Annotated in this window: 22 protein-coding genes; 11 read left to right on the top strand and 11 right to left on the bottom strand. The window is 70.2% G+C overall.

Annotated features, from left to right (window positions below):
* The first annotated feature begins 110 nt into the window (after positions 1-110).
* The 4 genes from BLU79_RS08200 (at position 111) to BLU79_RS08215 (ending at position 3,899) form a co-directional block, all read left to right on the top strand.
* Positions 111-857: a PAQR family membrane homeostasis protein TrhA gene (locus BLU79_RS08200; protein ID WP_093904993.1), complete on the top strand. Its 747-nt coding sequence runs from the start codon at positions 111-113 to the stop codon at positions 855-857.
* Positions 858-960: 103 nt separating this feature from the next.
* Positions 961-2,502, top strand: a complete 1,542-nt coding sequence (locus tag BLU79_RS08205) for a DHA2 family efflux MFS transporter permease subunit (protein WP_093904994.1) — start codon at positions 961-963, stop codon at positions 2,500-2,502.
* A 5-nt stretch (positions 2,503-2,507) separates the two neighbouring features.
* Positions 2,508-3,137, top strand: coding sequence for a TetR/AcrR family transcriptional regulator (locus tag BLU79_RS08210; protein WP_093904995.1), 630 nt, complete (start codon positions 2,508-2,510; stop codon positions 3,135-3,137).
* 33 nt (positions 3,138-3,170) lie between these two features.
* The gene (locus BLU79_RS08215) at positions 3,171-3,899 is read left to right on the top strand and encodes a Mut7-C RNAse domain-containing protein (protein WP_093904996.1); all 729 of its coding nucleotides are present in this window, start codon (positions 3,171-3,173) and stop codon (positions 3,897-3,899) included.
* Positions 3,900-3,935: 36 nt separating this feature from the next.
* Here the strand turns inward: BLU79_RS08215 and BLU79_RS08220 are convergent, their stop codons facing one another.
* The 5 genes from BLU79_RS08220 to BLU79_RS08240 all read right to left on the bottom strand — a co-directional run bounded on the left by BLU79_RS08220 (position 3,936) and on the right by BLU79_RS08240 (position 12,706).
* A complete protein-coding gene (locus tag BLU79_RS08220; RefSeq protein WP_093904997.1) occupies positions 3,936-6,353 on the bottom strand; it encodes a galactose oxidase family protein in 2,418 nt (805 codons plus the stop codon).
* Positions 6,350-7,564, bottom strand: a complete 1,215-nt coding sequence (locus BLU79_RS08225; protein ID WP_093904998.1) for a glycosyltransferase — start codon at positions 7,562-7,564, stop codon at positions 6,350-6,352. The genes BLU79_RS08220 and BLU79_RS08225 overlap by 4 nt, the downstream gene beginning before the upstream one ends.
* On the bottom strand, positions 7,561-9,210 hold the full coding sequence (locus BLU79_RS08230) for an ArnT family glycosyltransferase (RefSeq protein WP_093904999.1): 1,650 nt from the start codon (positions 9,208-9,210) through the stop codon (positions 7,561-7,563). Before BLU79_RS08230 ends, BLU79_RS08225 begins: the two co-directional genes overlap by 4 nt.
* A complete protein-coding gene (locus tag BLU79_RS08235; RefSeq protein WP_093905000.1) occupies positions 9,207-10,481 on the bottom strand; it encodes a glycosyltransferase in 1,275 nt (424 codons plus the stop codon). Before BLU79_RS08235 ends, BLU79_RS08230 begins: the two co-directional genes overlap by 4 nt.
* Before the next feature lie 191 nt (positions 10,482-10,672).
* On the bottom strand, positions 10,673-12,706 hold the full coding sequence (locus BLU79_RS08240; protein WP_093905001.1) for a thioredoxin domain-containing protein: 2,034 nt from the start codon (positions 12,704-12,706) through the stop codon (positions 10,673-10,675).
* Between the two features lie 71 nt (positions 12,707-12,777).
* Between BLU79_RS08240 and BLU79_RS08245 the strand changes: the two genes are divergently transcribed.
* On the top strand, positions 12,778-13,254 hold the full coding sequence (locus BLU79_RS08245) for a hypothetical protein (protein ID WP_143052473.1): 477 nt from the start codon (positions 12,778-12,780) through the stop codon (positions 13,252-13,254).
* Between the two features lie 111 nt (positions 13,255-13,365).
* On the top strand, positions 13,366-16,566 hold the full coding sequence (locus tag BLU79_RS08250; RefSeq protein ID WP_093905003.1) for an ATP-binding protein: 3,201 nt from the start codon (positions 13,366-13,368) through the stop codon (positions 16,564-16,566).
* A gap of 90 nt (positions 16,567-16,656) precedes the next feature.
* Here the strand turns inward: BLU79_RS08250 and BLU79_RS08255 are convergent, their stop codons facing one another.
* Together BLU79_RS08255 and mca are read right to left on the bottom strand one after the other, a co-directional pair.
* Positions 16,657-16,917: a hypothetical protein gene (locus BLU79_RS08255; protein WP_177000936.1), complete on the bottom strand. Its 261-nt coding sequence runs from the start codon at positions 16,915-16,917 to the stop codon at positions 16,657-16,659.
* Positions 16,910-17,791: a mycothiol conjugate amidase Mca gene (gene mca, locus BLU79_RS08260; protein ID WP_093905005.1), complete on the bottom strand. Its 882-nt coding sequence runs from the start codon at positions 17,789-17,791 to the stop codon at positions 16,910-16,912. The genes BLU79_RS08255 and mca overlap by 8 nt, the downstream gene beginning before the upstream one ends.
* Before the next feature lie 103 nt (positions 17,792-17,894).
* Between mca and BLU79_RS08265 the strand changes: the two genes are divergently transcribed.
* Both BLU79_RS08265 and greA read left to right on the top strand, forming a co-directional pair.
* A complete protein-coding gene (locus BLU79_RS08265) occupies positions 17,895-18,293 on the top strand; it encodes a DUF4307 domain-containing protein (protein ID WP_093905006.1) in 399 nt (132 codons plus the stop codon).
* Positions 18,294-18,504: 211 nt separating this feature from the next.
* Positions 18,505-19,005, top strand: a complete 501-nt coding sequence (greA, locus tag BLU79_RS08270) for a transcription elongation factor GreA (RefSeq protein ID WP_093905007.1) — start codon at positions 18,505-18,507, stop codon at positions 19,003-19,005.
* Between the two features lie 91 nt (positions 19,006-19,096).
* Here greA and BLU79_RS08275 read toward each other — a convergent pair whose 3' ends face one another.
* The 3 genes from BLU79_RS08275 to ilvA all read right to left on the bottom strand — a co-directional run bounded on the left by BLU79_RS08275 (position 19,097) and on the right by ilvA (position 22,349).
* On the bottom strand, positions 19,097-19,951 hold the full coding sequence (locus tag BLU79_RS08275; protein WP_093905008.1) for an ABC transporter permease: 855 nt from the start codon (positions 19,949-19,951) through the stop codon (positions 19,097-19,099).
* Complete coding sequence (locus BLU79_RS08280) at positions 19,948-20,925, bottom strand: ATP-binding cassette domain-containing protein (RefSeq protein WP_093905009.1); 978 nt, start codon at positions 20,923-20,925, stop codon at positions 19,948-19,950. The genes BLU79_RS08275 and BLU79_RS08280 overlap by 4 nt, the downstream gene beginning before the upstream one ends.
* Positions 20,926-21,119: 194 nt before the next feature.
* Positions 21,120-22,349, bottom strand: a complete 1,230-nt coding sequence (gene ilvA, locus BLU79_RS08285; protein ID WP_093905010.1) for a threonine ammonia-lyase — start codon at positions 22,347-22,349, stop codon at positions 21,120-21,122.
* Positions 22,350-22,512: 163 nt separating this feature from the next.
* Between ilvA and BLU79_RS08290 the strand changes: the two genes are divergently transcribed.
* From BLU79_RS08290 to BLU79_RS08300, 3 genes are all read left to right on the top strand, one after another.
* Positions 22,513-23,019, top strand: a complete 507-nt coding sequence (locus tag BLU79_RS08290; RefSeq protein ID WP_177000971.1) for a MarR family winged helix-turn-helix transcriptional regulator — start codon at positions 22,513-22,515, stop codon at positions 23,017-23,019.
* 409 nt (positions 23,020-23,428) lie between these two features.
* Positions 23,429-23,941, top strand: coding sequence for a sigma factor-like helix-turn-helix DNA-binding protein (locus BLU79_RS08295; protein WP_093905011.1), 513 nt, complete (start codon positions 23,429-23,431; stop codon positions 23,939-23,941).
* Positions 23,938-24,186: a hypothetical protein gene (locus tag BLU79_RS08300; protein ID WP_093905012.1), complete on the top strand. Its 249-nt coding sequence runs from the start codon at positions 23,938-23,940 to the stop codon at positions 24,184-24,186. The genes BLU79_RS08295 and BLU79_RS08300 overlap by 4 nt, the downstream gene beginning before the upstream one ends.
* A gap of 13 nt (positions 24,187-24,199) precedes the next feature.
* On the opposite strand, the gene BLU79_RS08305 is transcribed toward BLU79_RS08300, so the two are convergent.
* Entirely contained in the window at positions 24,200-25,354 is a 1,155-nt protein-coding gene (locus tag BLU79_RS08305; protein WP_093905013.1) for a cystathionine gamma-synthase, read from the bottom strand.
* Positions 25,355-25,558 lie beyond the last annotated feature (204 nt).

Genomic DNA, 25,558 nt, shown 5'->3' on the forward strand with positions numbered 1-25,558 from the left:
TCACCGCGGGTGCGCCCATTCCGGGTACCCCATGAGACGATGGCCACTTCCGGACGTCCATCCGGCCGCCCTGACGCGTAACTTACGGCTCCGTAGGTACGATGCCCCGCATGACTGCGCCCGTCCCCGACGCGCCCAGGGACACGCGAGCCGCCGGCCGCGGTTCCGACGCGCCCTCCTTGCCGCATCAGATCGCGCACCACGCCCAGCACCTCACGGACGAGATAAAGCCCAGACTCCGGGGCTGGCTGCATCTGGGCATGTTCCCGGCCGCGCTCGTCTCGGGCCTGGTGCTCACCGCCCTCGCGGACTCGGCGCGAGGCCGCCTCGCCTGCGGGATCTTCGCCCTCACGGCCTGCCTGCTGTTCGGCGTGAGCGCGCTGTACCACCGGGGTAACTGGAGCCCGCGGATGGACGGCATCCTGCGCCGACTGGATCACGCCAACATCTTCCTGATCATCGCGGGCACGTACACGCCCCTGACGATGCTGCTCCTGCCGGGAGCCAAGGGTCAGTGGCTGCTCTGGGGCATCTGGGGCGCCGCCGCCGCGGGCATCGTCTTCCGGGTGTTCTGGGTCGGCGCCCCGCGCTGGCTCTACACGCCCTGCTACATCGCGATGGGCTGGGCGGCCGTCTTCTTCCTGCCCGACTTCATGCGCACCGGCGGCATCGCGGTGCTGGTCCTGGTGATCGTCGGCGGTCTCCTCTACAGCGCGGGCGGCGTGATCTACGGCATCAAGCGCCCGAACCCGTCACCGCGCTGGTTCGGCTTCCACGAGGTCTTCCACTCCTTCACGCTGGCGGCGTTCATCACGCACTACGTGGGGATCTCACTGGTGGCCTACCAGCACGCGTAGCCCACCGCACAGCTCCTTCGAGGGCCACGGCTTGCGAGCCGTGGCCCTCTTTCACGCCCAAAAACATTGACAGCCCCTCTCTTTTGAGAGTTACTCTCATTTCATGGTTACTGTCACCACAGATGAACGCCGTTGGTGGGCGCTCGGCGCCCTGGTCGCGAGCATGCTCACGCTCGGCTTCGACATGACGATCCTCAACGTGGCGCTGCCGACGATGGCCGCCGACCTCGGCGCGAGCACCGGCGAGCAGCAGTGGATGGCCGACGCGTACGTCGTCGTCTTCGCGGCGCTGATGCTCCCCGCGGGCCTGCTCGGCGACCGCTTCGGCCGGCGGCGGATGCTGATCACGGGGCTCGGGATCTTTCTCGTCGGGTCGCTGGTCGGCGCGCTGGCCGGCGACGTGAACACGGTGATCGCCGCACGAGCGGTGATGGGCGTCGGAGCGGCCCTGGTCACCCCGCTCGCGCTCGCCGTCCTGCCCTCGCTGTTCGGCCCCGACGAGCGCACCAAGGCCGTCGGCATCGTCTCCGCCGCCTCCGCGCTGGGCCTGCCGCTCGGCCCGATCATCGGCGGCTGGCTGCTGAACCACTTCTGGTGGGGCTCGGTCTTCCTGGTCAACGTCCCGATGGCCGCGATCGGCATCGCCGCCTGCGTCTTCCTGCTCCCCGAGACCCGGGACCCGGCCTCCCCGAAGGTGGACACCCTCTCCACCGCGCTCACCGTGACCGGCCTCGGCGCGCTGATCTACGCGATCATCGAGGTGCCCACGCGAGGCTGGGGCGACGCCCTGGTCCTGGCCGTGTTCGCCGCCTCCGTCGTGCTGATCGCCGCGCTGGTCCTGCGCGAGCGGCGGGTCGAGCGGCCGATGCTCGACATGAGCCTGCTCGCCCACCGCGGCTTCCTCCTCAACACGATCGCCGCGACCCTGGTGATGTTCGTCCTGACCGGCCTGCTGTTCGTGCTGCCGCCGTACCTCCAGGCGGTCCTCGGCCACGACGCCCTCGGCACCGGCGTCCGGCTGCTGCCGATGATGGGCGGCATCCTGGTCGCCTCCCGGACGGCCCCGCCGGTCGTCACCCGGTTCGGCGCGCGGGCCACGGTGAGCGCGGGCCTGGTGGTGCTGGCCTTCGCCGCGTTCCTCGGCAGCCGTACGACGGTCGACTCCGGCTACGGCTTCACCGCGCTGTGGCTCTCCCTCACCGGTCTCGGCTTCGGCTTCTCGCTCATGCCGGCCATGAGCAACGCCCTGGGCACCCTGCCCCGCGACCGCGCCGGCAGCGGCTCCGGGCTGCTGATGACCTTGCGTCAGGTCGGCGGCGCGATCGGTATCGCGCTGCTCGGCAGCCTGCTCTCCAGCGCCTTCCGGGACCGGCTCGACGTCACCGGGCTGCCCGCGCGGGCCGCCGACACCGCCGGGGAGTCCGTGGTCGCGGCGCACCTCGTCGCCGAGCGGGCGGGTTCGGCGCAGCTCGCGGCCTCCGCGAACGGCGCCTACGTCCACGGCATGGGCCTCGTCCTGCTGGTGTGCGGCCTCGCGGCCCTCGTCGCCGCGCTGCTGGCGGCGGCGTTCCTGCCGGGCACACCCCGTACCCAGAGCCCCGAGAACCCGGACATGGCTGCGGAGCGGGCCGATGCCCGACAATGACCCCCATGACCCCCGCACGCCGCTCTCCCCTCACCGACCGTCCCCAGCTGGGGCTTCGTGAACGGAAGAAGATCAAGACCCGGACGACGATCCGCGACGCGACGTACGCGCTCATCCGGGAGCAGGGCTACGACGCCACCACGATCGAGCAGATCGCCGAGCGCGCCGAGGTGTCGCCGTCCACGGTCTTCCGCTACTTCCCGACCAAGGAGGACATCGTCCTCACGGACGAGTACGACCCGATCCTGTTGGAGGAGCTGCGCAAGCGGCCGGCGGACGAGCCGTGGATGGAGTCCCTGCGGTACGTCATGAAGCTGGCCGTCACCGCCGCGACTCAAGAGGATCCCGAGGCGATCCGGCTGCGCTCGCACCTGCTTGTCCAGGTCCCCGCGGTGCGGTCCCGGATGCTGGAGAGCATGTCGGTCACCGGCCGGATGCTCTCCGAGGCCATCGCCGAGCGCACCGGCCTGCCACAGGACAGCTTCGAGGCGCGGGTCTTCACGATGTCCCTCATAGGCGGCCTCGCGGAGATCTCCCTGTACTGGGCGGAGAAGGACTTCCAGGACGACCTGGGCGACCTCCTCGACCGCGCCCTGGACGTCATCGAGCACGGCCTCCCCTCGAAAAACACCTGAGGCACGAGCGCGGGGCCGTGACATCCTGGCCGGGTGAACGGTCCCGAGATCCAGGTCGAGTTCGCCCCCGAGCTGCGCGTGTTCCTCCCCAACGGGCGGCGCCAGGACGGTGCCGCCCAGGTCGCCGCCGACGGTGTCTCGACCCTCGGCCATGTCGTCGAGTCCCTCGGCGTCCCGCTGACCGAGGTCGGCACCCTGGTCGTGGGCGGCCGGTCGGTGCCGGTGTCGCACATCCCGGCGGCGGGCGAGTCCGTGGCCGTACGGCCCGTCGAGCGCCCCCAGCGGGTGCCCGGCGCTCCCCTGTGCTTCCTGCTCGACGTCCACCTCGGCACCCTCGCCCGCCGTATGCGCCTGCTCGGCGTGGACACGGCGTACGAGTCGACGGACATCGGCGACCCGGCCCTCGCCGCCCGCTCGGCCGCCGAGCAGCGGGTCATGCTCAGCCGCGACCGGGGCCTGCTGCGCCGCCGCGAACTGTGGGCCGGCGCCTATGTGTACAGCACCCGCCCCGAGGACCAACTCCGCGACATCCTCGACCGGTTCCGCCCCGAGCTGCGCCCCTGGACGCGCTGCACCGCCTGCAACGGCCTGCTCAAGCAGGCCACCAAGGAGGAGGTGGCGGAACAGCTGGAGGGCGGGACGCGGCGGTCGTACGACGTCTTCGCGCAGTGCACCCAGTGCGGGCGGGCGTACTGGAAGGGCGCGCACCACGAACAGCTGGTAGCCATCGTGGAGCGCGCCCTCGCGGACTACGCGAACTAGGAACCAGGACTGAGAACCAGTCCTGAGAACCAGTAACTAGCGCTTGCTCACATCACCCTTCCCGCAGGCGATTCCGTCCCTGTTCCTGTCCAGCCGCAGCGGGTCGTCCTTGCCGTTGACCTTGAGGCGGCCGTAGTCGTTCTTCTTCAGCCAGTCGCAGCGGGACTTCGTCGTCGCTTTCACGGTCGGCGGGAAGTCCGTCGGGACGCACACGTTGGCGGAGCCGTAGTGCCGGTCGCAGCCGGAGACGGTCGGGCTGACCTTCTGGGACGTGCGCTTCTTGCCGGGGCCCGTGACCTTGCCCTTGAGGTTGTCGGCGAAGTCGTGGACGTGGGCCGAGGAGTCGGTGGCGCCGAGGGCCTGGGGGCCCTGGAGGTGCACCCACTTGGCGACCGACGGGACGCCGTTCGCGTCGACCGCGAAGAGCATGTACCAGCCGGGCGGGGCCAGGTTGGGGTTGCTCGTCACGTTCAGGTCGACGTTGTTGCCGTCCACCGACAGCGGGAGGTCCAGGAAGCGCTGGTTCGGGTCGGAGGAGTGCGTGACGGCGGCCGGGCGGATCAGTTCGGCCTTGGCGATGGGCCGGTCGACGGTGATCCGCTGGGTGTCGCCGTACGTCCACTCGGTGTCGATCAGCGAAGTGATCGTCGGGCGCTCGCCCTTGAGGAGATAGGGCGGGGTGTAGACCGACACGTCGTGGTTCCAGGTGCCGTTGCCCGGGTTGTCGCCCGTCGTCATCACGCGGCCGTCGGGCAGCAGGAACGCGGAGGAGTGGTAGCCGCGCTCCTCCGGGTCCGCCGCCACCGGGTCGAAGGTGTTGGTCGCCGGGTCGTAGATCGACGACTCGTACACCGGGTCAGCCCGGTTGTGGAGGGCGCCGCCCGTCTCCAGGACCTTGCCGTCGGGCAGGAGTACGGCGGAGACGTACATCTTGCCCTGGTTGCCGGTCTGCGGGACCTTGCCGCCTCCCACGTCGACCTGGCCCTGCGGGATCGGGGGCCCGGCGACGTAGGACGGGTTGGGCTGCTTGAGGTCGATGACGTCGGTGAGGCGGTTCGCGTCCGGGTTGGAGTCGATGTTGCCGCCGCCGATGGTGAGGACCTTCTGGTCCTGGGCCGGGGGCAGCAGCACGCTCGCGGACTGGTCGCGCTGGTCCTTGTTCTGCAGGCCGGGGATCTGGGTGACCGTGTTGGCGTCGTAGTCGTAGATCGCCGAGCCGGTGCCCGGGATGTTGTTGCCGAAGACGTGGCTGCCGGAGTAGAAGAGGCGGCCGTCCTGCATGAGGATCATCGACGGGTACAGGCCCCAGTAGGACCAGGTCTGGTTGACCTTCCAGAGCTCCAGCCACTTCTGCTCGGCGTCCGACCACCGCTCGGCGGTCACCGAACCGGTCGAGTCCTCCTTCAGCCCGCCGAAGGAGATCACGTCACCGTTGCCGAGGACGGTGGCCGACGGGTACCAGTGGCCGTCGTTCATGTCGTTGGTCTTGCTGTACGTCTCGGTGGCCGGGTCGAAGATGTACGAGTCCTTGTAGCCCTGGTAACCGATCGTGCCGTCGGCCGACGGATAGCCCTTGTTGCCGCTCATCACGAGCACCCGGCCGTCGTCGAGCTGGACGTGCCCGGCGCAGAACATGTCCTTGGGCGTCGGGATCTGCTTGTACGTGCCGTTCTGCGGGTCGTAGACCGCGCTGGTGAACGTGCCCGCCTCGAACATCGTCGCGTCGTTGCCGGAGCCCGCGATCAGCAGCACCTTGCCGTTGTGCAGGACGACGGAGTGCATGGAGCGCACGGGGTTCTTGGTCGGCAGCACGTCCCAGCGGCCGTTCGCGCACTCCTCGGCCGTCCCCGTACACACAGGGTCCGGGACCGGGTCGGCGACCTGGTCCATCGTGTAGTCGTCGGTGGTGACGGAGCCGGTGCCGTAGACGGAGACGCCCCAGGCGATCCGGTCGGTACCGGCGGGCACCTCCGGGGTGCGGACCGTGGCCTCGGTCCAACTGCCCGCCATCTCCAGCGTCTTGAGGTCGGTCCAATACTGCCAGCCCGCCGTGGGGTCGTGCCGGAAGAGGGTGACCGAGGTGTCGGGGGTGGTCGACTTGTACCAGAGCCCCAGGTCGTACTGCTTGCCCGGCGTGACGACGGGCGCGCACTCGGCGGACTCGGTGATCAGCGCCTTGCGGTCGCCGTCGACGCGGCGGGTCAGCGACACCTTCATCGCCTTGGAGCCGCTGTGGGCGTCGGCCACCGTCTCGAAGGTGAAGTCGTTGTCGCCCCAGCCGGACTTCTTCCAGCAGTAGGGCATGTCGTCGGTGCCGGCGGTCTCGAAGCCGGGGTTCTTGATGAGGTTGGCGGCGGAGGCGGACTGGGGCGAGGTGAGGAGAAGGCCTCCGGTGAGGCCGACGACGGCCAACAGGGCCGTTCTCCGTCCGGATCGCAAGCGGCTGGGTCTCATGCAGTACTCCTTGCGGTGCGGCTCCCGCGCCCGGCTTCCTTCCGGCCCTTCCGGTCCCGGCGCGGCAGATAGACCAGCGCTTCGGTACCGCCGAAGCGCAGGACGAAGGTGATGACCAGGGCCAGTGCCGTGGCGGGCAGCACGGCCAGCCCGAACTGCCCGACGAGCAGCGCGATCAGCGGGATGCGCAGCACCAGGTCGGCGTTGGCGAGCAGCGCGAACCGTACGGTGCGGTCGGCCCAGTGGCGGTGCTGCCGCCGGTCGCGGAACAGCAGCTTCTCGATGAGCAGGAAGTTCCAGGCCACGCCGAACTGGTTGGCGACGATCTCCGCGGGGAGGTAGTGCAGCCCCGCCTCGGTCATCGCCCACAGCGCGGCCAGGTTCGGCACGAAGCCGGTCAGGCCGATCAGCCCGAACACCACCATCCGGGCCAGCGGGTCGGCCGTACGCAGCCCGGCGAGGTGCCGCAGGAAGCGCCGGCCCTCCGCCGCCGTGGACTTGGACTCCCCCGCGAACCGCTCCTGGAACACGAACGGCACCTCGGTGACCTGGCGCGGGCGGCTCCGTACGGCCAGCTCCAGCAGGATCTTGTAGCCGAGCGGCTTCAGCGCCTCCGCCGTGATGTCGCTGCGCCGGATGGCGAAGAAGCCGCTCATCGGGTCGCTGATGCCGTGCAGCCGGCGCGGGAAGAGGGACTTGGTCAGCCAGGTCGCCGCCCGCGACACGGCCACCCGGTAGCTGCCCGCGAGCCCGGCCCGGCTGCCGCCCTTGATGTACCGGGAGGCGACGACGAGCCCGGCGTTCGCGCGCTCGCCGGTGGCGACCAGATCCGGGACCAGGGACGGCGGATGCTGGCAGTCGCCGTCCATGACGACGATCCAGTCCGACCCGGCCGCCTTCATCCCCTCGACGACCGCACCGCCGAGCCCGCCGACGGGGTCGTCCCGGTGGATGACGGTGACGGGGAACGGGCAGTCCTGCGCCGCCTCCTCGATGACCTGCGGAGTGTCGTCGGTGGAGTCGTCCACGAAGACGACCTCGCAGGGCAGCCGGGACGGCACCGACTCGGTGATCTGGTGCAGCAACTGCCGTACGTTCGCCGACTCGTTGAAGGTCGGGACGACGATGGTGACGGCGCCCGGCTCGGGCACCTCCACGGCCTCCATCGACGCATCGCCCAGCTCCTCGGGGGCGGTGTACTCCTGGCTCATCGAAGGCCTCCGGAGGCTGTCTGGATCTGGCGGATCTCGACGCGGTCCTCGCCGCTGCCGAAGACCGCGACGGGCGTCGAGTGCTCGATGGCCGCCTTGACGTTGGGCAGGTCGACCGCGTCGCGGCGCACCGTCGGCGAGGCGACGACGTAGTCGAGGTCCTTCCAGCCGCGCGGCATCGTCTTCGTCACGGCCGGGTCGAGGTCGGCCTTGTAGAACCAGATGACGCCGAGCCCCGGCTTGTACCCGGCGTGCACCAGGTCCAGCCACAGCGCGTCGTCGACGAGGACGCGGGTGTCCTTCGGGTCCTCCACCTCGGTGGACAGCCACTTCGAGGCGGCCTGGTAGGGCGCGTTGGCGTCGGCGGTGACGGCGGTGCGGCCGCCGTCGTACCAGCGGGGTACGACATAGGCGCCGGCGGAGATCGCGAGCACGGCCGCGAGGGCGTACCGCCCGCCGGTGACGTACCGGTGCTCGGCCTCGGACCGCCACCGCCGCAGCACGGCGTGGGCGACGGAGGCCGTTCCGCCGGCGAGGACCAGGGCGAGGAACGGCAGCGCCTGGATGACGTACATGGCGGGCAGGTAGCCGCTGGGGCGCATGGCCACCAGGGCGAGGATCACCACCGCGAACGAGGGTCCGGCGAAGGCGCGGGCGGTGACCGACCAGCGCCAGGTGACCAGGAGCAGCAGCGCGCCCGCGAGGCCGCCGACGATGAGGACGCGGTCGTAGTAGAGCCACGACTGGAGCACACCGTGGGAGCCGGACCCCTGGTCGAGGATGAAGCCCGAACCGGGCCTGGTCATCTGGTACTTGATGCCGTCCCACAGCGAGACGTGCCCGCCGCCGGGCAGCAGCTCGCCCTTCAGCAGGGCGAACAGGGGATACGACAGACCGATCAGGGCGCAGGCGGTGACGGCGCCGGTCAGGGCGAACTTGCGGGTGTCGCGGTGGCTGTGCCGCCACATGGTGACGAAGACCGCGGGGAGGACGAAGAGCATCGTCTCCTTGGTCAGCACGGCTGTGGCGGCGGCCATCCCGGCGCCGAAGTGGTGCCAGAGGTGGCGGCTCGGCGAGGCGGCGAGGGCGAAGGCGAGGAGCGTCCACATCACCGCGAGGTTGTCGAGGAAGATCTCCCGCTGGAGGACGACCGACAGCGGGGACAGCCCGAACAGGACCATGCCGAGCCCGGCCGCCCAGCGCGGCAGGGAAAGCCGCCGACCGAGGACGTACACCAGGACCGCGCTGACCGCGCTGACGACCAGCATCGCGGCGCGCATGGAGCCGACGGTCATCGACTCGGGGCTGAGCGCGGCCGGTATCCAGGTCAGCAGGGCTATCTGGATCCAGCCCAGCGGCGGGTGGTCGTACCAGTAGGTGTAGTGGGCGAGGCCCCGGCCCTCCTGAACGGCCCAGGCCTGGGCGAGGTAGGTGCCCTCGTCGTCGCTGAGGGTGGGGTAGTCGGAGATGTTCCAGCCCTGCACGACGAGGATCGCCACCAGGAGCGCACCGCACAGGAGCAGGTCGGGGCGGGAGGACCGGAGACGGCTCGACGGGTCTGTTCGACCGGTCGAACGCGTTTCAGGGACAGGCTGTCTCTGCGCGGGGACCTTCGGAGTGGTCACCGCGGGAAGGGTGGAGGTCACGCAGGGACGTCCTCTCGGAGGTCGCGGGTCACGTCGAAAAAAAAGTGCGCGCCGACGTGGCTGGTCAACTCCCAGTCGTTCTGGCCGCGCTGCTCACGCCATACGGCGCGGACGGCGGCTCCGGCGAGGAGTACCTGGTAGAAGGGGCCGCCCACGACGAGCTTCACGTAGTGCGCGAAGCGCACGCGAAGCCCGTACTGCTTGCCGAAGTCGTGCAGTCCGACGACCTCGAAGACGAAGGTGACGAGCGCGGTGACGGCCGGCAGGAAGGTGATGAAGGCGACGCTCACGGGCACGTCGAGGAAGACCGCGATCGCGATGTTGAGCGGGATGATGAGCCCGGTGAAGGCCTGCATGAACGGCGTCATGAGGGTGTACCGGGCGAGCAACCGCTGCCCGAAGGTGGGCAGTTGCCGCCAGTCCTTCTTCCGGTAGACCTGAAGGAAGCCCTGGTTCCAGCGGGTGCGCTGCTTGAGCAGCGACATGAGGCTGCCGGGCGTCTCCTCCTTGGTCACCATGTCGGAGTCGTAGGCGACGACGACCTTCTTGCCGACGCTGGAGAGCCGGACCCCCAGGTCGCAGTCCTCGGCGAGGCAGTTGGGATCCCAGCCGTCGGCTTCCCTGAGCACGTCGGTGCGTACGAAGACGGTGTTCCCGCCGAGCGGGATGAACCCCTTCTGCGCGTGCAGATGCAGCCTCGACCGGAACCAGAAGAAGTACTCCAGGCAGTTGCGCAGGCTGTACCAGCTGGAGTGGAAGTTGATGAGCTGGACCCCGCCCTGGACCACGTCCGCGCCGGTCGTGCGGAACGCGTGGTCGACATGGGCGAGCAGCTCCGGATGGACCTGGTCCTCGGCGTCGAAGACCCCGACGACATCGCCGCGGCAGTGCGGCAGCGCCGTGTTCATGGCCTTCGGCTTGTTCTTCTTCTCGTGGGTGTCGACGACGACGCGGACGCGCGGGTCGCGTGCCGCGGCCTTCTCGGCCACCTCCGTGGTCTCCGGGTCGTCGTGCCCGACGATGACGATGATCTCGAAGTCGGTGTGTGTGGACTCCAGCAGCCGCTGGATGGTGTGGTCCAGCACGGCTTGTTCGTGCCGGGCCGGCAACAGCAGCGAGAACGACACGTGCTCGCCGCCGTCCGGTCTGCTGAACCGGGTGGAGGCGAGCACTTCGGGCGTACGCCACGCGTGCATCTGCCACCACAAGGTGAAAGCCGCCATCCAGAACAAGGCCAGCGAGACGACGGCTATGAAGACAGACGTCAGCAACAGATCCCCCCAGATCCCCAATGCCCCCTGCCGCGACAGTGAGCTACATCTGTCGCGGAACTGTGTAGACATTAAGGGCGATCTGTGAAGTCCGCAGGCCGTTTCAGTGAAGAGCGCGTTTCATCACAACGATCCCCGAGAGTGAACAATTCGAACACAGCATGCGTAAGTGCCCCGCGCCCGCCGTCGTTTCAGCTGCTCAGCGCGGTTTTCAACCGGCTCGGATCGGTGGTCGGGGCATCGCAGGTGAAGTTACGGCAGACATAGGCAGCGGGTTCCCCCTGCTGCAACGGCCGGTCGGCGAGGAGCGGAAACTCGTCACTCTCCGGAGTTCCCACGGCCACGACTGCGCCCGGGGCGGTGCCCAGAAGTGCCGTACGGTGCAGGGCCCTTGTGCCCTCGTCGGCCAGGGACGGACCGACCACCGCGACCTCACGCGGCCCGTCGAGGTTGGCCTCGGCGACGGCCAGACCCCAGCCGATGAAGCGGGGGACGCGCGGGCCGAGGGCCTTCACCACGCCCAACGCCCGCTCGGCGGCGGTGCGGTGGGGCTCGGCGCCGGTCTGCGCGGCATAGCTCAGCAGGGCGCCGGCCGCCGCGGTCCAGCCGGACGGGGCGGCGTTGTCCGTGGGGTCCTGCGGGCGGCGGATCAGCTGCTCGGCGTCGGCGGCGGTGTCGTAGAGGGCGCCGGACTCCGCGTCGGTGAAGCGGGCGAGGACGTGGTCGAGCAGGAACCCGGCGAACTCCAGCCAGACGCCCTCGCCGGTGACGGAGGCCAGCGCGAGGAAGCCCTCGGCGACGTCGGCGTAGTCCTCCAGCACACCCGCGTTCGCGCCGACCTGGCCGTCCTTGCTGGTGCGGGCGAGACGGGCGTGGTCGTCGAGGTGCAGCCGCACGAGGAGGTCGGCGGCGCCGAGGGCGGCGTCCACGAGGTCGGGGCGGTCGAAGAAGGCGCCGGTCTCGGCGAGGGCGGCGATGGCGAGGCCGTTCCAGGCGGCGACGATCTTGTCGTCGCGCCCGGGGGCGGGGCGCGTGTCACGCTGCCGGAGGAGCCGTTCGCGGATCGACGAGATTTTCTCGGCGTCGAACAGCCCGTCCTGCTGCGGAAGTTGCAGAACCGAGGAACCGTGCTCGAACGTGCCCTCCTCCGTCACACCGAAGTAGCGGGCGGCGAGCTCGGCGTCGTCGTCGCCGAGCACCTCGCGCAGCTGCTGCGGGGTCCAGGCGTAGTAAGCGCCCTCGACGTGCTTGCCGGTCCCGTCGTCGCTGTCGGCGTCGAGCGCGGAGGCGAACCCGCCCTCGTTGGTGCGCAGTTCGCGCACCATGAAGTCGGCGGTCTCCAGCGCGACCCGGCGAGCGAGCTCGGAGCCCGTGGCGCGCCAGAGGTGGGCGTAGACACGACACAGCAGGGCGTTGTCGTACAACATCTTCTCGAAGTGCGGCACGACCCAGTCACGGTCGACGGAGTAGCGCGCGAATCCGCCACCCAGCTGGTCGTAGATGCCGCCCCGGGCCATCCGCTCACAGGTGTCCTGCGCCATCTCCAGCGCACCCTCGGAGCCGGTCCGCACATGGTGGCGCAGCAGGAACTCGATCACCATGGACGGCGGGAACTTGGGCGCCCCTCCGAACCCGCCGCGCTGCGGGTCGTACTCCCGGGTGAGCCCGAGCAGCGCCTGCGCCAGCTCCGGCGCGCCGGGTGCCTCGGGGCCGCCGTAGGAGATCTCCCGCCCCGCGAGGTCCCGCACGATCTTCCCCGCGACCTCGGCGACCTCGTCCCGCCGGTCGGCCCACGCACTGCGCACACCCTCCAGCACCTCCCGGAAGGACGGCATGCCGGAGCGGGGGGCGGGCGGGAAGTAGGTGCCGAAGTAGAAGGGCTCGGCGTCCGGGGTGAGAAACACGGTCATGGGCCAGCCGCCCTGGCCGGTGGCCGCCTGGACGGCCTCCATGTAGACGGCGTCCACGTCGGGGCGTTCCTCGCGGTCGACCTTGACGCTGACGAAGTGGGCGTTGAGGTAGTCGGCGGTCTGCTGGTCCTCGAAGGATTCGTGGGCCATGACGTGACACCAGTGACAACTGCTGTAACCGACACTGAGCAGGACCGGTTTGCCGCTCTTACGGGCCTCCTCGAAGGCCTCGGCCGACCACGGCCACCAGTCGACGGGGTTGTCCGCGTGCTGGAGCAGGTAGGGGGACGTCTCGTGAGCCAGTCGATTCGGCATGGGGTCCATCCTGCCGCAGTACCCGGGATACGCCGGACAGCACATGGGTCGGTGCGCTAACGTCCTGATGCATGAATATGTCGGCGGACGCATACTCAGCCATATTCGCGGGATTCGGCTGTCTGGTCTCGGCCCTGGCCATCCTCCACCTGGCCCGGCAGACCAGATCCCTGGCCGAACAGACCAAGGTGGGCCACGACCAGGCGGCCCTCGCGACGAACCACACCATCCTGTCGTCCTTACGGGAACTCAACTGCCAGCTGGCGCAGCGGGAGTTGCTCGGGTTCTTCTACGACGGCGTGGACTGCCCTCCGGAGCACGCCCGGCACCGCGAGGTGACCGTCATGGCCGACACGCTGGCCGACATCCTGTGCTCGGGGCTGCACGCCCACGAGACCATGGCGGCCACCGAGAGCCTGGGGCCGTGGCGCGCGTACTGCCTCGACATGCTGCGGCGCAGCCCCGTTCTGCGGTCGCGCGTGAGCGCCGACGGGGTGTTCTGGCCGCATCTGGACCGGCTCCGGCAGCGGGCCGACGGCTCCGTCTGATCGCCCGCGCGTCCCCGCCCGGCCTCGGGACCGCCTCGGCCCTCTCCCCACAACGCCCCGTCCGCCGCACACTTGACCAAGAACGCCGTTGCCGCCGGAGGGGGACCTGACATGCGTGACAGCCATCGGACCGATGCCGAGCGGCTGTTGGCCCGGGCCGTGGAGGAGGAGGTGCGGCGCTCGGGTGGGCGAGTCGACGGGCAGGTGCTGTTGTCGCGGGCGCGTGGGGCGTTGGACTCCATGGCGCAGACCGCGGCCGAGGAGTACGAGGCGTACACCCGGGCGCTCGACGAGGCGGAGGCCGGCCGGCTGACGTTCGGTCAGCGGTTCGCGCGGGAGGGCGGTGCGACGCCGCTGATGGTGGCGGGCGTCGCCGCGGTCGCGGCCGTCGTATCCGACCTGGCCCTCGGCACGGGCCCGACCACCGCCGTCGGCGCGGGCGTCACCGTGGGCGTGGTCGGCGCGGCGGCCACGGTCGTGAAGGTGGCCGGCGCCCATCTGCCCGCCGCGCACCACCGCGCGGGCGCCGTAAGCCAGCCCGGCGGCCCGGAACAGCTGCGGCTGCAGTGGCTGACGGCGCTGGAGGTACGGGGTATCCGCCCGTTCCTCGACCAGCAGCGGGTGCTGAGCGCGTCCACCGGCCCGAAGAAGACGGGGCCGCGACTGAAGGGCGCGGACAAGAGCGCGGCGGCCCGGGGGCGCAGTGTGCTGGAGCAGTCGTTCGGTCAACTCCCGGACCCGGCGGGTCCGTTCGCGGGCCGCAGGCAGGAGATGTCCCGTATCCGGCAGTGGGTGCAGGCGGCGCGCGCGAGTACGGAGACCAAGCCGACGGTCGTCGTGCTGCACGGGGCGCCCGGAAGCGGTCGTACGGCACTGGCGGTCCGTGCGGCCCATGATCTGAAGGACCAGTTCCGCGGCGCGTGCGTGGTGGATCTGCGCGGCGACACCGCCGAGGAGCCGCCGCTGTCGACGAGAGACGCGCTGCTGCATCTGCTGAACCGTTTGGGCGCCCCTCGCGAGCAGCTTCTGTTCCGGGAGCGCTCCTCGGCCGACCAGCAGGTCAAGCGGCTGAGCGAGCTCTACCACCAGCACCTCACCGGCCTGCCGGTCACGGTCGTACTGGACGACGCCTCGGACCCGGAGCAGGTCCGCACCCTCGTCCCCGAGCGCTCCGACAGCCTGGTCCTGGTCACGGCCCGCGAGCCCCTCGACCTGCCCGCGGACCTCGCCGCCTGGGTGCACGAGCTGCCGGTGGAGTCGCTGGACGCGGCGGGCGCGGAGGAGCTGCTGACGGTTGCGGCGCAGGATTCCTCCGGCCCCTACGACGCCGAATCCGCCGACCTGATACGGCAGTTGTGCGGCGGACTGCCGCTGGCGCTGCGCATCGCGGGCTCGTCGCTGGGCCCGCGTTCACCGCGCACACTGGCGACGGATCTGGGCGCGTACGGCCCGGTGGAGCCGATCGAGCGGGTGCTGTGGCTGCGCTACACCGACCAGTCGGAGGCGGGGCGGCGTCTGCTGCGCAGGCTGGCTCTGGCCGGCCGGGCCTCGCTGGGCGCCGCGGCGGCGGCATCGCTCCTGGCCACAGATGAGGCGGAGGCGACCCGCCATCTGGTGGCCCTGTCCCGGTCGGGCCTGATCGACCACGTCCGCGGCAGCCGTTACCGCCTGCACGACCTGGTCCGCGCCTTTGCCCACGCCCGCCTCCTCGACGAGGAGGAGCCGGCGGAGCGTACGGCGGCACAGGAGCGGCTGATCGTGAACTACGGGGAGCTGGCGGACTCCGTACTGCGCCTGGTCGACGGCAACATGTCGACCCGCTCGGACCGCTTCAGCCCGCACGGCTTCACCTCACTGGACGACGCGCTGCGCTGGCTGGACGACGAGTCGAGCTTCATCACGGCGGCCCTTCGGCACGCGGAGGACGTGAACCAGGCGGCGGTCCTGAATCTGCTCGGCGCCCTGTGCGACTACTGCCTCCTGCGGGGCGACCTCTACCGCCTCGGCGAGATCAGCGAGCTGGCGCAGGCCGTGGACCAGGGCCTGCTGGTCCGCTCGGTGCAGTGGCGCACCGGTATCGCGGCCCGTCAGCTCGGCGAGCTGGACAAGGCCCGCACGACCCTGTCCTCGGTGGTCGACCTCTATATGGAGGCCCACCACGACGCGGGCGCGGCCCGCGCCCTGTGCTCCCTCGGCATCACGCTGCACCACCAGGGCAACCTCACCGAGGCGGCGGCGAAACTCCGCGAGGCCCTGGACCTGCAGTCGGCCCCCGCGCTGGCGACGGACCGCGCCTGGACGATGCACGCGCTGGCCGCGGTGGAGCGGGACCGCGGCCGGATCTCCGAGTCGCACACCCTGCTGGCCGACTCCCTGGCCCTGCACCGCGCCGGCGAGTCGATCCACGGCGAGGCGTGGGCCCACTTCCAGCTGGGGCAGCTGAGCCTGCGCATGGGCGACGTGCCGCGCGCGGAAGCAGATCTGCGGACGGCTTTGGACCTGTACGGCCGTACGCGCGACGCCCGGGGCGAGGCCTGGGCGATGACCCAGCTCTCCCGCGCCCGTCTGGTCGCCGGCGATCCGTCCCCGGCGGTGGACGGACTGCGCCAGGCTGCCTCCCGCCACCGCGACAACGAGGACGCACGCGGCGAGGCCTGGTCCGTCTACTACCTGGGCCAGGCTCTGGAGGAGACGGGCAACCTGGATCTGGCGGTCCGCGAGCTGGAACGTTCCCGCACGATGTTCTCCCGTATGCGCGACGTGTACGGCCTCGCCTGTGCCCGCCACCACTCGGCCCGGGTGACCCGCGACCAGCGGGCGGCCCAGACGGGCTCGTTGAAGAACTCCGGGTTCGCCCGCCAGCTGCTGATGGACGCCCGCGCCGACTTCCAGCGCATCGGCGTCGCCCACGGCGAGGCATGGACGTGCCTGGAGCTGGCGGTGGTGGACGCCGGGAACACCCGGACACAGCAGGCGCTGACGCTGTGCGACGAGGCGGTGGGCCTGTTCGCGTCGTACGACGACCGGAGAGGCGAGGACTGGGCCCGCTTCCTGCGCTGCACACTGCTGCCGTACGCGGCACCGGGCGGTGTCGAGATCGGCACCGCCGTGGCACAGGAGGAGCTGGCACAGCTGGGACGCGACGGGCATGCGCTGCGGGACGGGAAGCTGAGCGACTACGTCGAGGCGTATCTGCTGTTGCTGGAACGGGGCGTGAACCTGGAGGCCGGATGGCAGGCCTGGCGGCTCGGCATGGTGCCGAACCGCCACGCACGGGAGGTCATGGGCGTGCCGGTGACGGCCCGGCAGTGAGCCGGCCGCCCAGCCGCCCACCGGCAGGTGCCGAACCAGCCGAACGCCCGCGTCCGGCCGGTGCCGAACCGGACGGACGCCCGGTCGCCCTCAGCCCTGCTTCGACCCCGCCGGGCCGGTCGCCTCGGCGCTCTCGCCGGAGACCGGTGCCTTCGGCTCCGGGGGCTCCTTGAAGTCGACCCTGTTCATGTGGCGGTTCATGGACCTCATCAGGCCCCACACCGCCAGGGCCATCACCGCGAAGACGATGAAGCCGAGGACACCGGGGGTGACCTTGTCCTCGTCCACCTCCTTGGCGAGGGTGACGAGCTGTGTCATTGCCAGGCTTGCGCTTGCGCTCATGTCAGGCATTGTCGCGGACGCCCGCGAAGAGGTCGTCCTCGGGGAGGGACGTATCGACGAGGGACTTCGCCAGCTCGTACTCCTCCGTCGGCCAGACCTCCTTCTGGAGCTCCAGCGGGACACGGAACCAGCCGCCGTCGGGGTCGATCTGGGTGGCGTGCGCGATCAGTGCCTTGTCGCGAATCTCATAGAAGTCGGCGCAGGGGACATGCGTGGTGATCGTGCGCCCGACGCGCTCGAACTCGTCCCAGCGCTTGAGCCAGTCCCCGTACGGCGACTCCATGCCGCGCTCGAGCAGCGCGTTGTGCAGGGCCTCGGTGCGGGGGCGGTTGAAGCCCTGGTTGTAGTAGAGCTTGAGCGGCTGGTACGCGGGGCCGAACTCCGACTCCGGGTACTTCTCGGCGTCCGCCGCGCCCTCGAAGGCCACCATCGAGATCTTGTGGGTCATGATGTGGTCGGGGTGCGGGTAACCGCCGTTCTCGTCGTAGGTGGTGATCACCTGGGGGCGGAACGAGCGGATCTGCTTCACCAGCTCCCCGGCCGCCTTGTCGACGTCCTCCAGGGCGAAGCAGCCCTCCGGCAACGGCGGCAGCGGGTCGCCCTCGGGCAGACCGGAGTCGACGAAGCCGAGCCACTCCTGCTGCACGCCGAGGATCTCGCGCGCCTCGTCCATCTCCTTCTTGCGTACCTCGTGGATGTGCTCCTCGATGTACTTGTCGCCCTGGAGCTTCGGATTGAGGATGGAGCCGCGCTCCCCGCCCGTGCAGGTCACGACCAGCACATCCACCCCCTCGGACACGTACTTCGCCATGGTGGCCGCGCCCTTGCTCGACTCGTCGTCGGGGTGGGCGTGCACGGCCATCAGTCGCAGCTGGTCAGTCAAGACTCATCCTCATAAGTCGGCGCCCGGTGTGAACCGGTGCGATCGGCGGCTTCTATAGTGACCGAATCGGGGGGTGGATAATTCCGGGGCCGAGAGGACGATCATGAGTACGGCGAGCACGCGGCTGCCCGAGGGCCGCTACGGCCGCTCCTCGGACGCGCGCGCCGACCGCACGCTCAAGGTCGTCGGCGCCGTCCTCGGAGTGGCACTGCTGGCACTGGTCGGCTACTTCGGCTACCACTACGTCGGCCAGAACAAGATCAGCGCCGAGGTGATCGAGTTCGACGCGACGAAGGACGCGGTGAAGGTCCATCTGGAGGTCCGCAAGGACTCCGGCGCCTCCGGCTACTGCACGCTGCGCTCCCAGGCGGAGAACGGCGCCGAGGTGGGCCGGGCCGACTTCCGCTTCGACGGCGACGCCTCGCGCATCGACAAGGTCGTCACACTCCGTACGACGTCCCAGGGGACGACGGCCGAGCTGCTCGGCTGCCACGCGGACTGACCCCGCTGATCGAAACCGACCGACGCTGGTCGACACCGACCGCCTCTGTCTGGTTTACGTAGGCGCTGACCTGCGTTGACGTGATTCTGATGGCTTATGTCCTCCCCCTTCGGCCATTGAATTGTTAGGCTCGTGGTTTCGCCCATCCGTGAAGGAACATCCTTCTGGGTAGGGCGATGCTTTGTATTCCCAGTACCTACGAGGAGCACCTGTGACCCAGACCAGCGAGAACGTCACCTGGCTGACCCAGGAGGCGTACAACCAGCTCAAGGCCGAGCTGGAGTACCTGTCTGGTCCTGCGCGCACGGAGATCGCCGCCAAGATCGCGGCCGCGCGCGAGGAGGGCGACCTGCGCGAGAACGGCGGGTACCACGCGGCCAAGGAGGAACAGGGCAAGCAGGAGCTCCGTGTGCGCCAGCTGACCCAGCTCCTGGAGAACGCCCAGGTCGGCGAGGCACCGGCCTCAGCGGACGGTGCGGTGGCGCCCGGCATGGTCGTGACGATCGCCTTCGACGGTGACGAGGACGACACCATGACCTTCCTGCTCGCCTCTCGCGAGTACGCGAGCGCCGACGTCGAGACCTACTCGCCGCAGTCGCCGCTGGGCTCCGGCGTCATCGGCCACAAGGTCGGCGAGGACGCCGAGTACGAGCTGCCGAACGGCAAGAAGGCCTCGGTGAAGATCCTGAAGGCCGAGCCCTACAGCGGCTGATCCGGACCGTGCGGCGGCTGACCCCGACCGACACCCCGACCGACAAGTCCTTGACCGGCCCCCGGCGCCCACGTGGCGCCGGGGGCTTTCGTCATGCCGTCGCCGAGCGGTACTTCCGTACCGCGAGGGTGCGGAATATGACGATGATCAGGAGCGAGTAGATCAGCGAGGCCCAGACCGGGTGCTGCATGGGCCAGGCGTCCGAGGGCGAGACCCCCGGGTTGGCGAAGAGCTCGCGGCAGGCCTGGACCGTGGCGCTGAAGGGATTCCAGTCGGCGACGTGACGCAGCCACGGGGTCATGTGGCTGGTGTCCACGAACGCGTTCGAGATGAAGGTGACCGGGAAGAGCCAGATCAGTCCGCTGGACGTGGCCGCCTCGGGCGTGCGCACGGACATGCCGATCAGGGCGCCGATCCAGGTGAACGCGTAACCGAGCAGGAGCAGCAGCCCGAAGGCCCCCAGCACGCGGCCGGCGTTGATGTCCCCGTCCGACCCGACGCGCCAGCCGACCAGCACGGCGACGACCGCCAGAACAACCAGCGTCAGGGCGGTCTGGATGAGGTCGGCGAAGGTGCGCCCGGTGAGCACCGCGCCCCTCGCCATGGGCAGGGAGCGGAAGCGGTCGATGAGCCCCTTGTGCATGTCGTCGGCGATGCCCGCGCCGGAACTGGCGGTGGCGAACGTGACGGTCTGCGCGAAGATGCCGGCCATCAGGAAGTTCTTGTAGGCCTCGGCGCTGGTGCTGGCCCCGATCTGCATGGATCCGCCGAAGACGTAGGTGAACAGCACCACGAACATGATCGGCTGGATGAGCCCGTAGATGATCATCTCGGGGATCCGGGACATCCGGATCAGGTTGCGTTTCGCGACGACCACGGAGTCCCGGACGGACTGTGTGACCGGGTTCGTGGACGGAGCGACGCGCACGGCGTCGAGCGCACTCATTTGACGGCCTCCTTGCCGTTCTCCTCGTCCTTCATCTCGGCCAGGTGTCCCGTCAGGGACAGGAACACGTCGTCAAGGGTCGGGCGACGCAGGCCGATGTCGTCGATCTCGATACCGCGATTGTCGAGCTCGCGGATGACCTCGGCGAGGAGCTTGGCGCCGCCGGTCACGGGCACGGTGAGCTTGCGCATGTGCTCCTCGACCGTCGTCTCGCCCTTGCCGAAGCCGCGCAGCACCTCGGACGCGGGCTGGATCTCCTCGCGCTCGTGCACCACGACCTCGACCCGCTCGCCGCCGGTGCGGGCCTTGAGCTGGTCGGAGGTGCCCGTGGCGATGACGCGGCCTTGGTCGACCACCGCTATGTCGTGGGCCAGGTGGTCGGCCTCTTCGAGGTACTGGGTGGTCAGCAGCAGGGTCGTACCGCCCGAGACCAGCCGCTTGATGACCTCCCACAGCATCTGACGGTTGCGTGGGTCGAGGCCGGTCGTCGGCTCGTCCATGAACATCACGGGCGGCGAGACGACCAGGGCGGCCGCCAGGTCGAGGCGACGGCGCATGCCGCCGGAGTAGGTCTTGGTGGGGCGGTCGGCGGCGTCGATGAGGTCGAACTGCTCCAGCAGTTCGACCGCGCGGGCCTTCGCCGCCTTGGCCTTCATCTGGTAGAGCTGGCCGACCATCTGCAGGTTCTCCCGGCCGGTGAGGTACTCGTCGACCGCCGCGAACTGGCCGGACAGGCCGATGGAGCGGCGCACGGCATCGGGATGCTTGAGGACGTCGATGCCCGCGACGACCGCCGAGCCGCTGTCGGGACGCAGCAAGGTCGTCAGACAGCGGACGGTCGTCGTCTTGCCCGCGCCGTTCGGCCCGAGCAGTCCGAGGACCGTGCCCTCGGGGACGTCGAGGTCGACGCCGTCCAGAGCCCTTACGTCGCCGAAGGTCTTCACCAGGCCTTCGGCATAGATGGCGCCTGGCATATGAATCTCCACGTCGTCGGGAAGCGTTCGGAAAGCCTAGGTTTGCACTTTTCGTTCCGCGCCATCACGCAGCGCTGCGGCAGGAATACGAGACACACCATAACGCGATGTATCGCGTCTTTCAACGGGATTCGCTCGATTTACTCGAACGAGTGACAAAGGGTCTCCGACCTGCGCTTTCGCCGATCCGTGCCTCAGTCGATGACGGTGTAGCCCGCCTCGCGCAGGGCCTGACCGACCTCGACGCAGTGCACGGGGCCCTTCGTCTCCAGGTGCAGCTCGACCTCCGCCTCCGTGAGCCCGAGCCGTGGGTCGGTCCGTACGTGACTCACATCGAGGACGTTAGCGTCCACCACTGACAACACCCCCAAAAGCGTGGCGAGCGCGCCCGGCCGGTCCGTCAGCCGCAGCCGTACGGCCAGGTAGCGGCCCTGCGCGGCCATGCCGTGCCGCAGGACGCGCTGGAGCAGCACCGGGTCGACGTTGCCGCCGGACAGCACCGCGACGACCGGGCCCTCGAAGGCGCCGGGGTCGCTCAGCAGCGCCGCGACGGGGCTCGCCCCGGCCGGCTCGACGACCAGCTTCGCCCGCTCCAGGCACAGCAGCAGGGCGGTGGCCAGCTCGTCCTCGCTGACCGTGCGCACCTCGTCCACCAGGTCGCCGACGATGCGGAACGGCACGTCACCGGGCCGGCCGACCCTGATGCCGTCGGCCATCGTCGCCGGGTTGTCGACCGCGACCGGGTGCCCGGCCGCCAGCGAGGGCGGGTACGCCGCCGCGCCCGCCGCCTGCACGCCCACGATCCGCACGTCCGGCCGCAGCGCCTTCACCGCCGTCGCGATCCCCGCCGCGAGCCCTCCCCCGCCGATGCCGACGACGATGGTCCGCACCTCCGGGCACTGTTCGAGGATCTCCAGGCCGACCGTGCCCTGGCCGGCGATGACGTCGGGGTGGTCGAAGGGGTGGATGAACACCGCGCCCGTCTCGGCCGCGTACTCCTGCGCGGCGGCCAGCGTCTCGTCGACCACCTGGCCGTGCAGGCGCACATCGGCGCCGTAGTCCTGGGTTGCGCTGATCTTCGGCAGCGGGGCGCCCTTCGGCATGAACACCGTGGCGTGCACGCCGAGCAGCGACGACGCCAGGGCGACGCCCTGCGCGTGGTTGCCGGCGCTCGCGGCGACGACCCCCGCCGCCCGTTCCTCCGGGAGCAGCCCGGCGATCCGCACGTAGGCGCCGCGCAGCTTGAACGATCCCGTCCGCTGGAGGTTCTCGCACTTGAGGTGCACCGGCGCACCCACCAGCTGGGACAGGTGCCTGCTGCCCTCCATCGCCGTCACCCGCGCCACGCCCGTCAGCATCTTCTGGGCGCCGCGCACGTCGTCGAGCGTGACGGGTGGCAAGGAGTCAGCCGTGCTGTAGCTCATGACACAAGTCTCGCAGTTCACAGGCGCGAGGCCCTGGTGTGACCAAGCACCGAGATGGGTTTCGCCAGCGCTGGTACACCCCGCGTCCGGGCCGCGTACCCTGTCCCCCAACCCAGCAGCCCCTTCATGAAGTGAGCCCCCGGCCATGCCCACAACACCTGAAATGTCGATGGACATGACGACCGTCGCTGACAGCGGTCTCCTCGACACGCTGCAGCACGAGGTGGCAGTGTTCGCCCGCCGTGCCGAACAGACCCGGCTCGGTGGGGTCGGGCAGGTGCGCAACTCCATGGACCGCGCCGCATATCTGCTGCTCAACCGCCTCGACAAGGAAGGCCCGATGGGCGTCAAGGCGCTCGCCGCGAGCATGGGGATCGACTCGTCGACGGTCACCCGGCAGGTGGCGCCGCTCGTCGACACGGGGCTCGTCAAGCGGACCTCGCACCCCGAGGACGGGCGTGCGGTGGTGCTCCAGCTGTCCCCGCGCGGGCAGTCTCGGCTGGAGGAAGTGCGGTCGTCCCGGCGTCAGTTGATGGCCGAGCTGACGCATGACTGGGCGCCGGAGGAGCGGGAGGCGTTCTGCACGCTCCTCACCCGGTTCAACACCGCGCTGTCCTCTCGGATGGCGGCGCAAGGGATTTCGGGGGCGGAGGCGCCTGCGGCCTCCTGAGGCGGGGGTTCCGCGGGGGCGGTTCGTCATCGGCGCGTCGTGGGCCGCAAGTGGGTTTCGCCCCCGCCGCCCCTACCCGTCCCATCCTCCAGGGGCTCTGCCCCTTCAACCCCGGGCGCCTTCCTGGGGCTCCGCCCCCAGACCCCCGTTTCGGCCCTTAAGGGGCCTCGTCCTCAAGCGCCGGACGGGCTGAAATGCGCGGGCCGACGCCAAGAGGGTGCCCTCGCTCCGCCGCTCGAGCGCCGGATGGGCTGAAACGGTCGTGTGCTCGTGTGGTCCGGTCCCGGCTCTTGACCCCGGGCCGTCGCTGGCCTCATATGAAATCGGGTCCTCTTCTCGTACGCGGGCGACGCGTCGCGTACCTGGTCCGGGGCCTGGTTCCGCAGGGTTCACTCAGGCGGGAGGGGCGGTGGGACGACGGCGTGCGGCTCAGGACGCCCGTCGGGCCCGGGAGTTCGAGGCGTTCGTCGCGGGCGCGGCAGGGCGGCTGCTGCATGCCGCCACGCTGCTCACCGCGGAGCCGCCGCAGGACAACCCGCGCGCGAGGCGCCTGTTGGCGCTGTCCCTCGCGCGCACGTACGCGTGCTGGGAGCGGCTGCGAGGCGAGGACCCGTACGACCGGGCCCGCCAGTACCTGGCCACCCGGTTCTCCCGGGCCGCCTGGCACCAGTACGGCGGCCTGGCCGCGCTCGGCCGGTTCCGACCGCGCTCCCACGGCCCGCTCGCCGGGCTCGCCCCGCAGGAACGCCTGATCCTGGTGCTGCGACTGTACGAGGGTGTCGCCGAGGAGCAGGTGGCGGCTCTGCTCGGCCTGCCCAGGGAACGCGTCCACGCGATCTGCGACCGGGCGACCGCGACCCTGCTGAATCCGCCGCGGGAACCCGCACCGGCCGTGCTGGGAGCGAAGGCGGTGTCGCCGTGAATCGCCAGCAACGGGAAGCGGCCGTACGGCAGATCATGGAAGGAACGCCGCCGCCGGTGCCGCCGGAGCTGTACGCGGAGATCGTGCGGCGCGGTGGCCGCATGCAGCGCCGCAGGACGGTCGCCGTACGCCTGATGTGGCTGCTGCTGTTCGCCTCGGCGGTGGCGTTCGTGGTGTGGGCGGTGATGGCCCGCCCGTGGGTGGAGCCGCCGTCGGAGACGACTCCACCGCTGACGGGCTGGTGAAACCTTTCGGTGACTAGCCGAGCGCCTGCTGGAGGTCTTCCAGGAGGTCGTCGACGTTCTCGATGCCCACGGAGAGGCGGACCAGGTCGGCGGGGACCTCCAGGGCCGAGCCGGCCGCGGACGCGTGCGTCATGCGTCCCGGGTGCTCGATGAGGGACTCGACACCGCCCAGGGACTCGCCCAGCGTGAACACCTTGGCGCGGTTGCAGACCTCGACGGCCGCCTCCTCGCCGCCGGTGACCTGGAAGGAGACCATGCCGCCGAACGACTTCATCTGCTTGGCGGCGACCTCGTGACCAGGGTGCTCGGGCAGGCCCGGGTACAGAACGCGCGTCACGCGCGCGTGCCGGGTGAGCATGTCGGCGATCTTCGTGGCGTTCTCGCTGTGCCGGTCCATGCGCACCGACAGCGTCTTGGTGCCGCGCAGCACCAGCCAGGAGTCGAAGGGCCCGGCGACCGCGCCCATCGCGTTCTGGTGGAAGGCGAGTTCGTCGCCGAGGTCCGGGTCGCTGACGATCAGCGCGCCGCCGACGACGTCCGAGTGGCCACCCATGTACTTGGTCAGGGAGTGCACCACGACGTCCGCGCCGAGGGACAGCGGCTGCTGCAGATACGGCGTCGCGAAGGTGTTGTCGACGACGAGCTTCGCTCCCGCGTCCCGGGCGATCTGGGCCACGGCGGCGATGTCGGTGATGCCGAGCAGCGGGTTGGAGGGGGTCTCCACCCACACGATCCTGGTCTTCGGGGTGATGGCGGCCCGGACGGCCGACGGGTCGCTGGTGTCGGCGACCGACCACTCCACCCCCCACCGGGCGACGACCTTGGCGAAGAGGCGGAACGTGCCGCCGTACGCGTCATTGGGGATGACCACGTGGTCGCCGGGGCTGAGCAGCGTACGCAACAGGCAGTCCTCGGCCGCCAGTCCGGACGCGAACGCAAGTCCGCGGCGACCGCCCTCCAGGGCGGCGAGGTTCTCCTCCAGGGCGGTCCTGGTCGGGTTGGCGCTGCGGCTGTACTCGTAGCCACCGCGCAGGCCGCCCACGCCGTCCTGCTTGTAGGTCGAGACCTGGTAGATCGGCGGGACGACCGCACCGGTGAGGGGGTCCGCCGTGTTGCCCGCGTGGATGGCGAGCGTCTCGAAGTGCTGACTGATGTGCCTGTCGCTCATGTGCACCGAGCGTAGTCCGCGAACGGGGTGGATGCCGCCGGGTGAACACGCCAGCTGAGCCGGACCACCATGTACCGCGCGTTTCCGGTGCCCCGGTGCTGGTGCGGGCGCTGCTGGGGGCCGCCGCCCCCCCCCAGCCCCCCCCCAGACCCCCGCTTCGGCCCTGAAGGAGCCTTGTCCTCAAGCGCCGGACGGGCTGGATCT

This window comes from Streptomyces sp. cf386 (assembly GCF_900103585.1).
GTDB lineage: Bacteria > Actinomycetota > Actinomycetes > Streptomycetales > Streptomycetaceae > Streptomyces.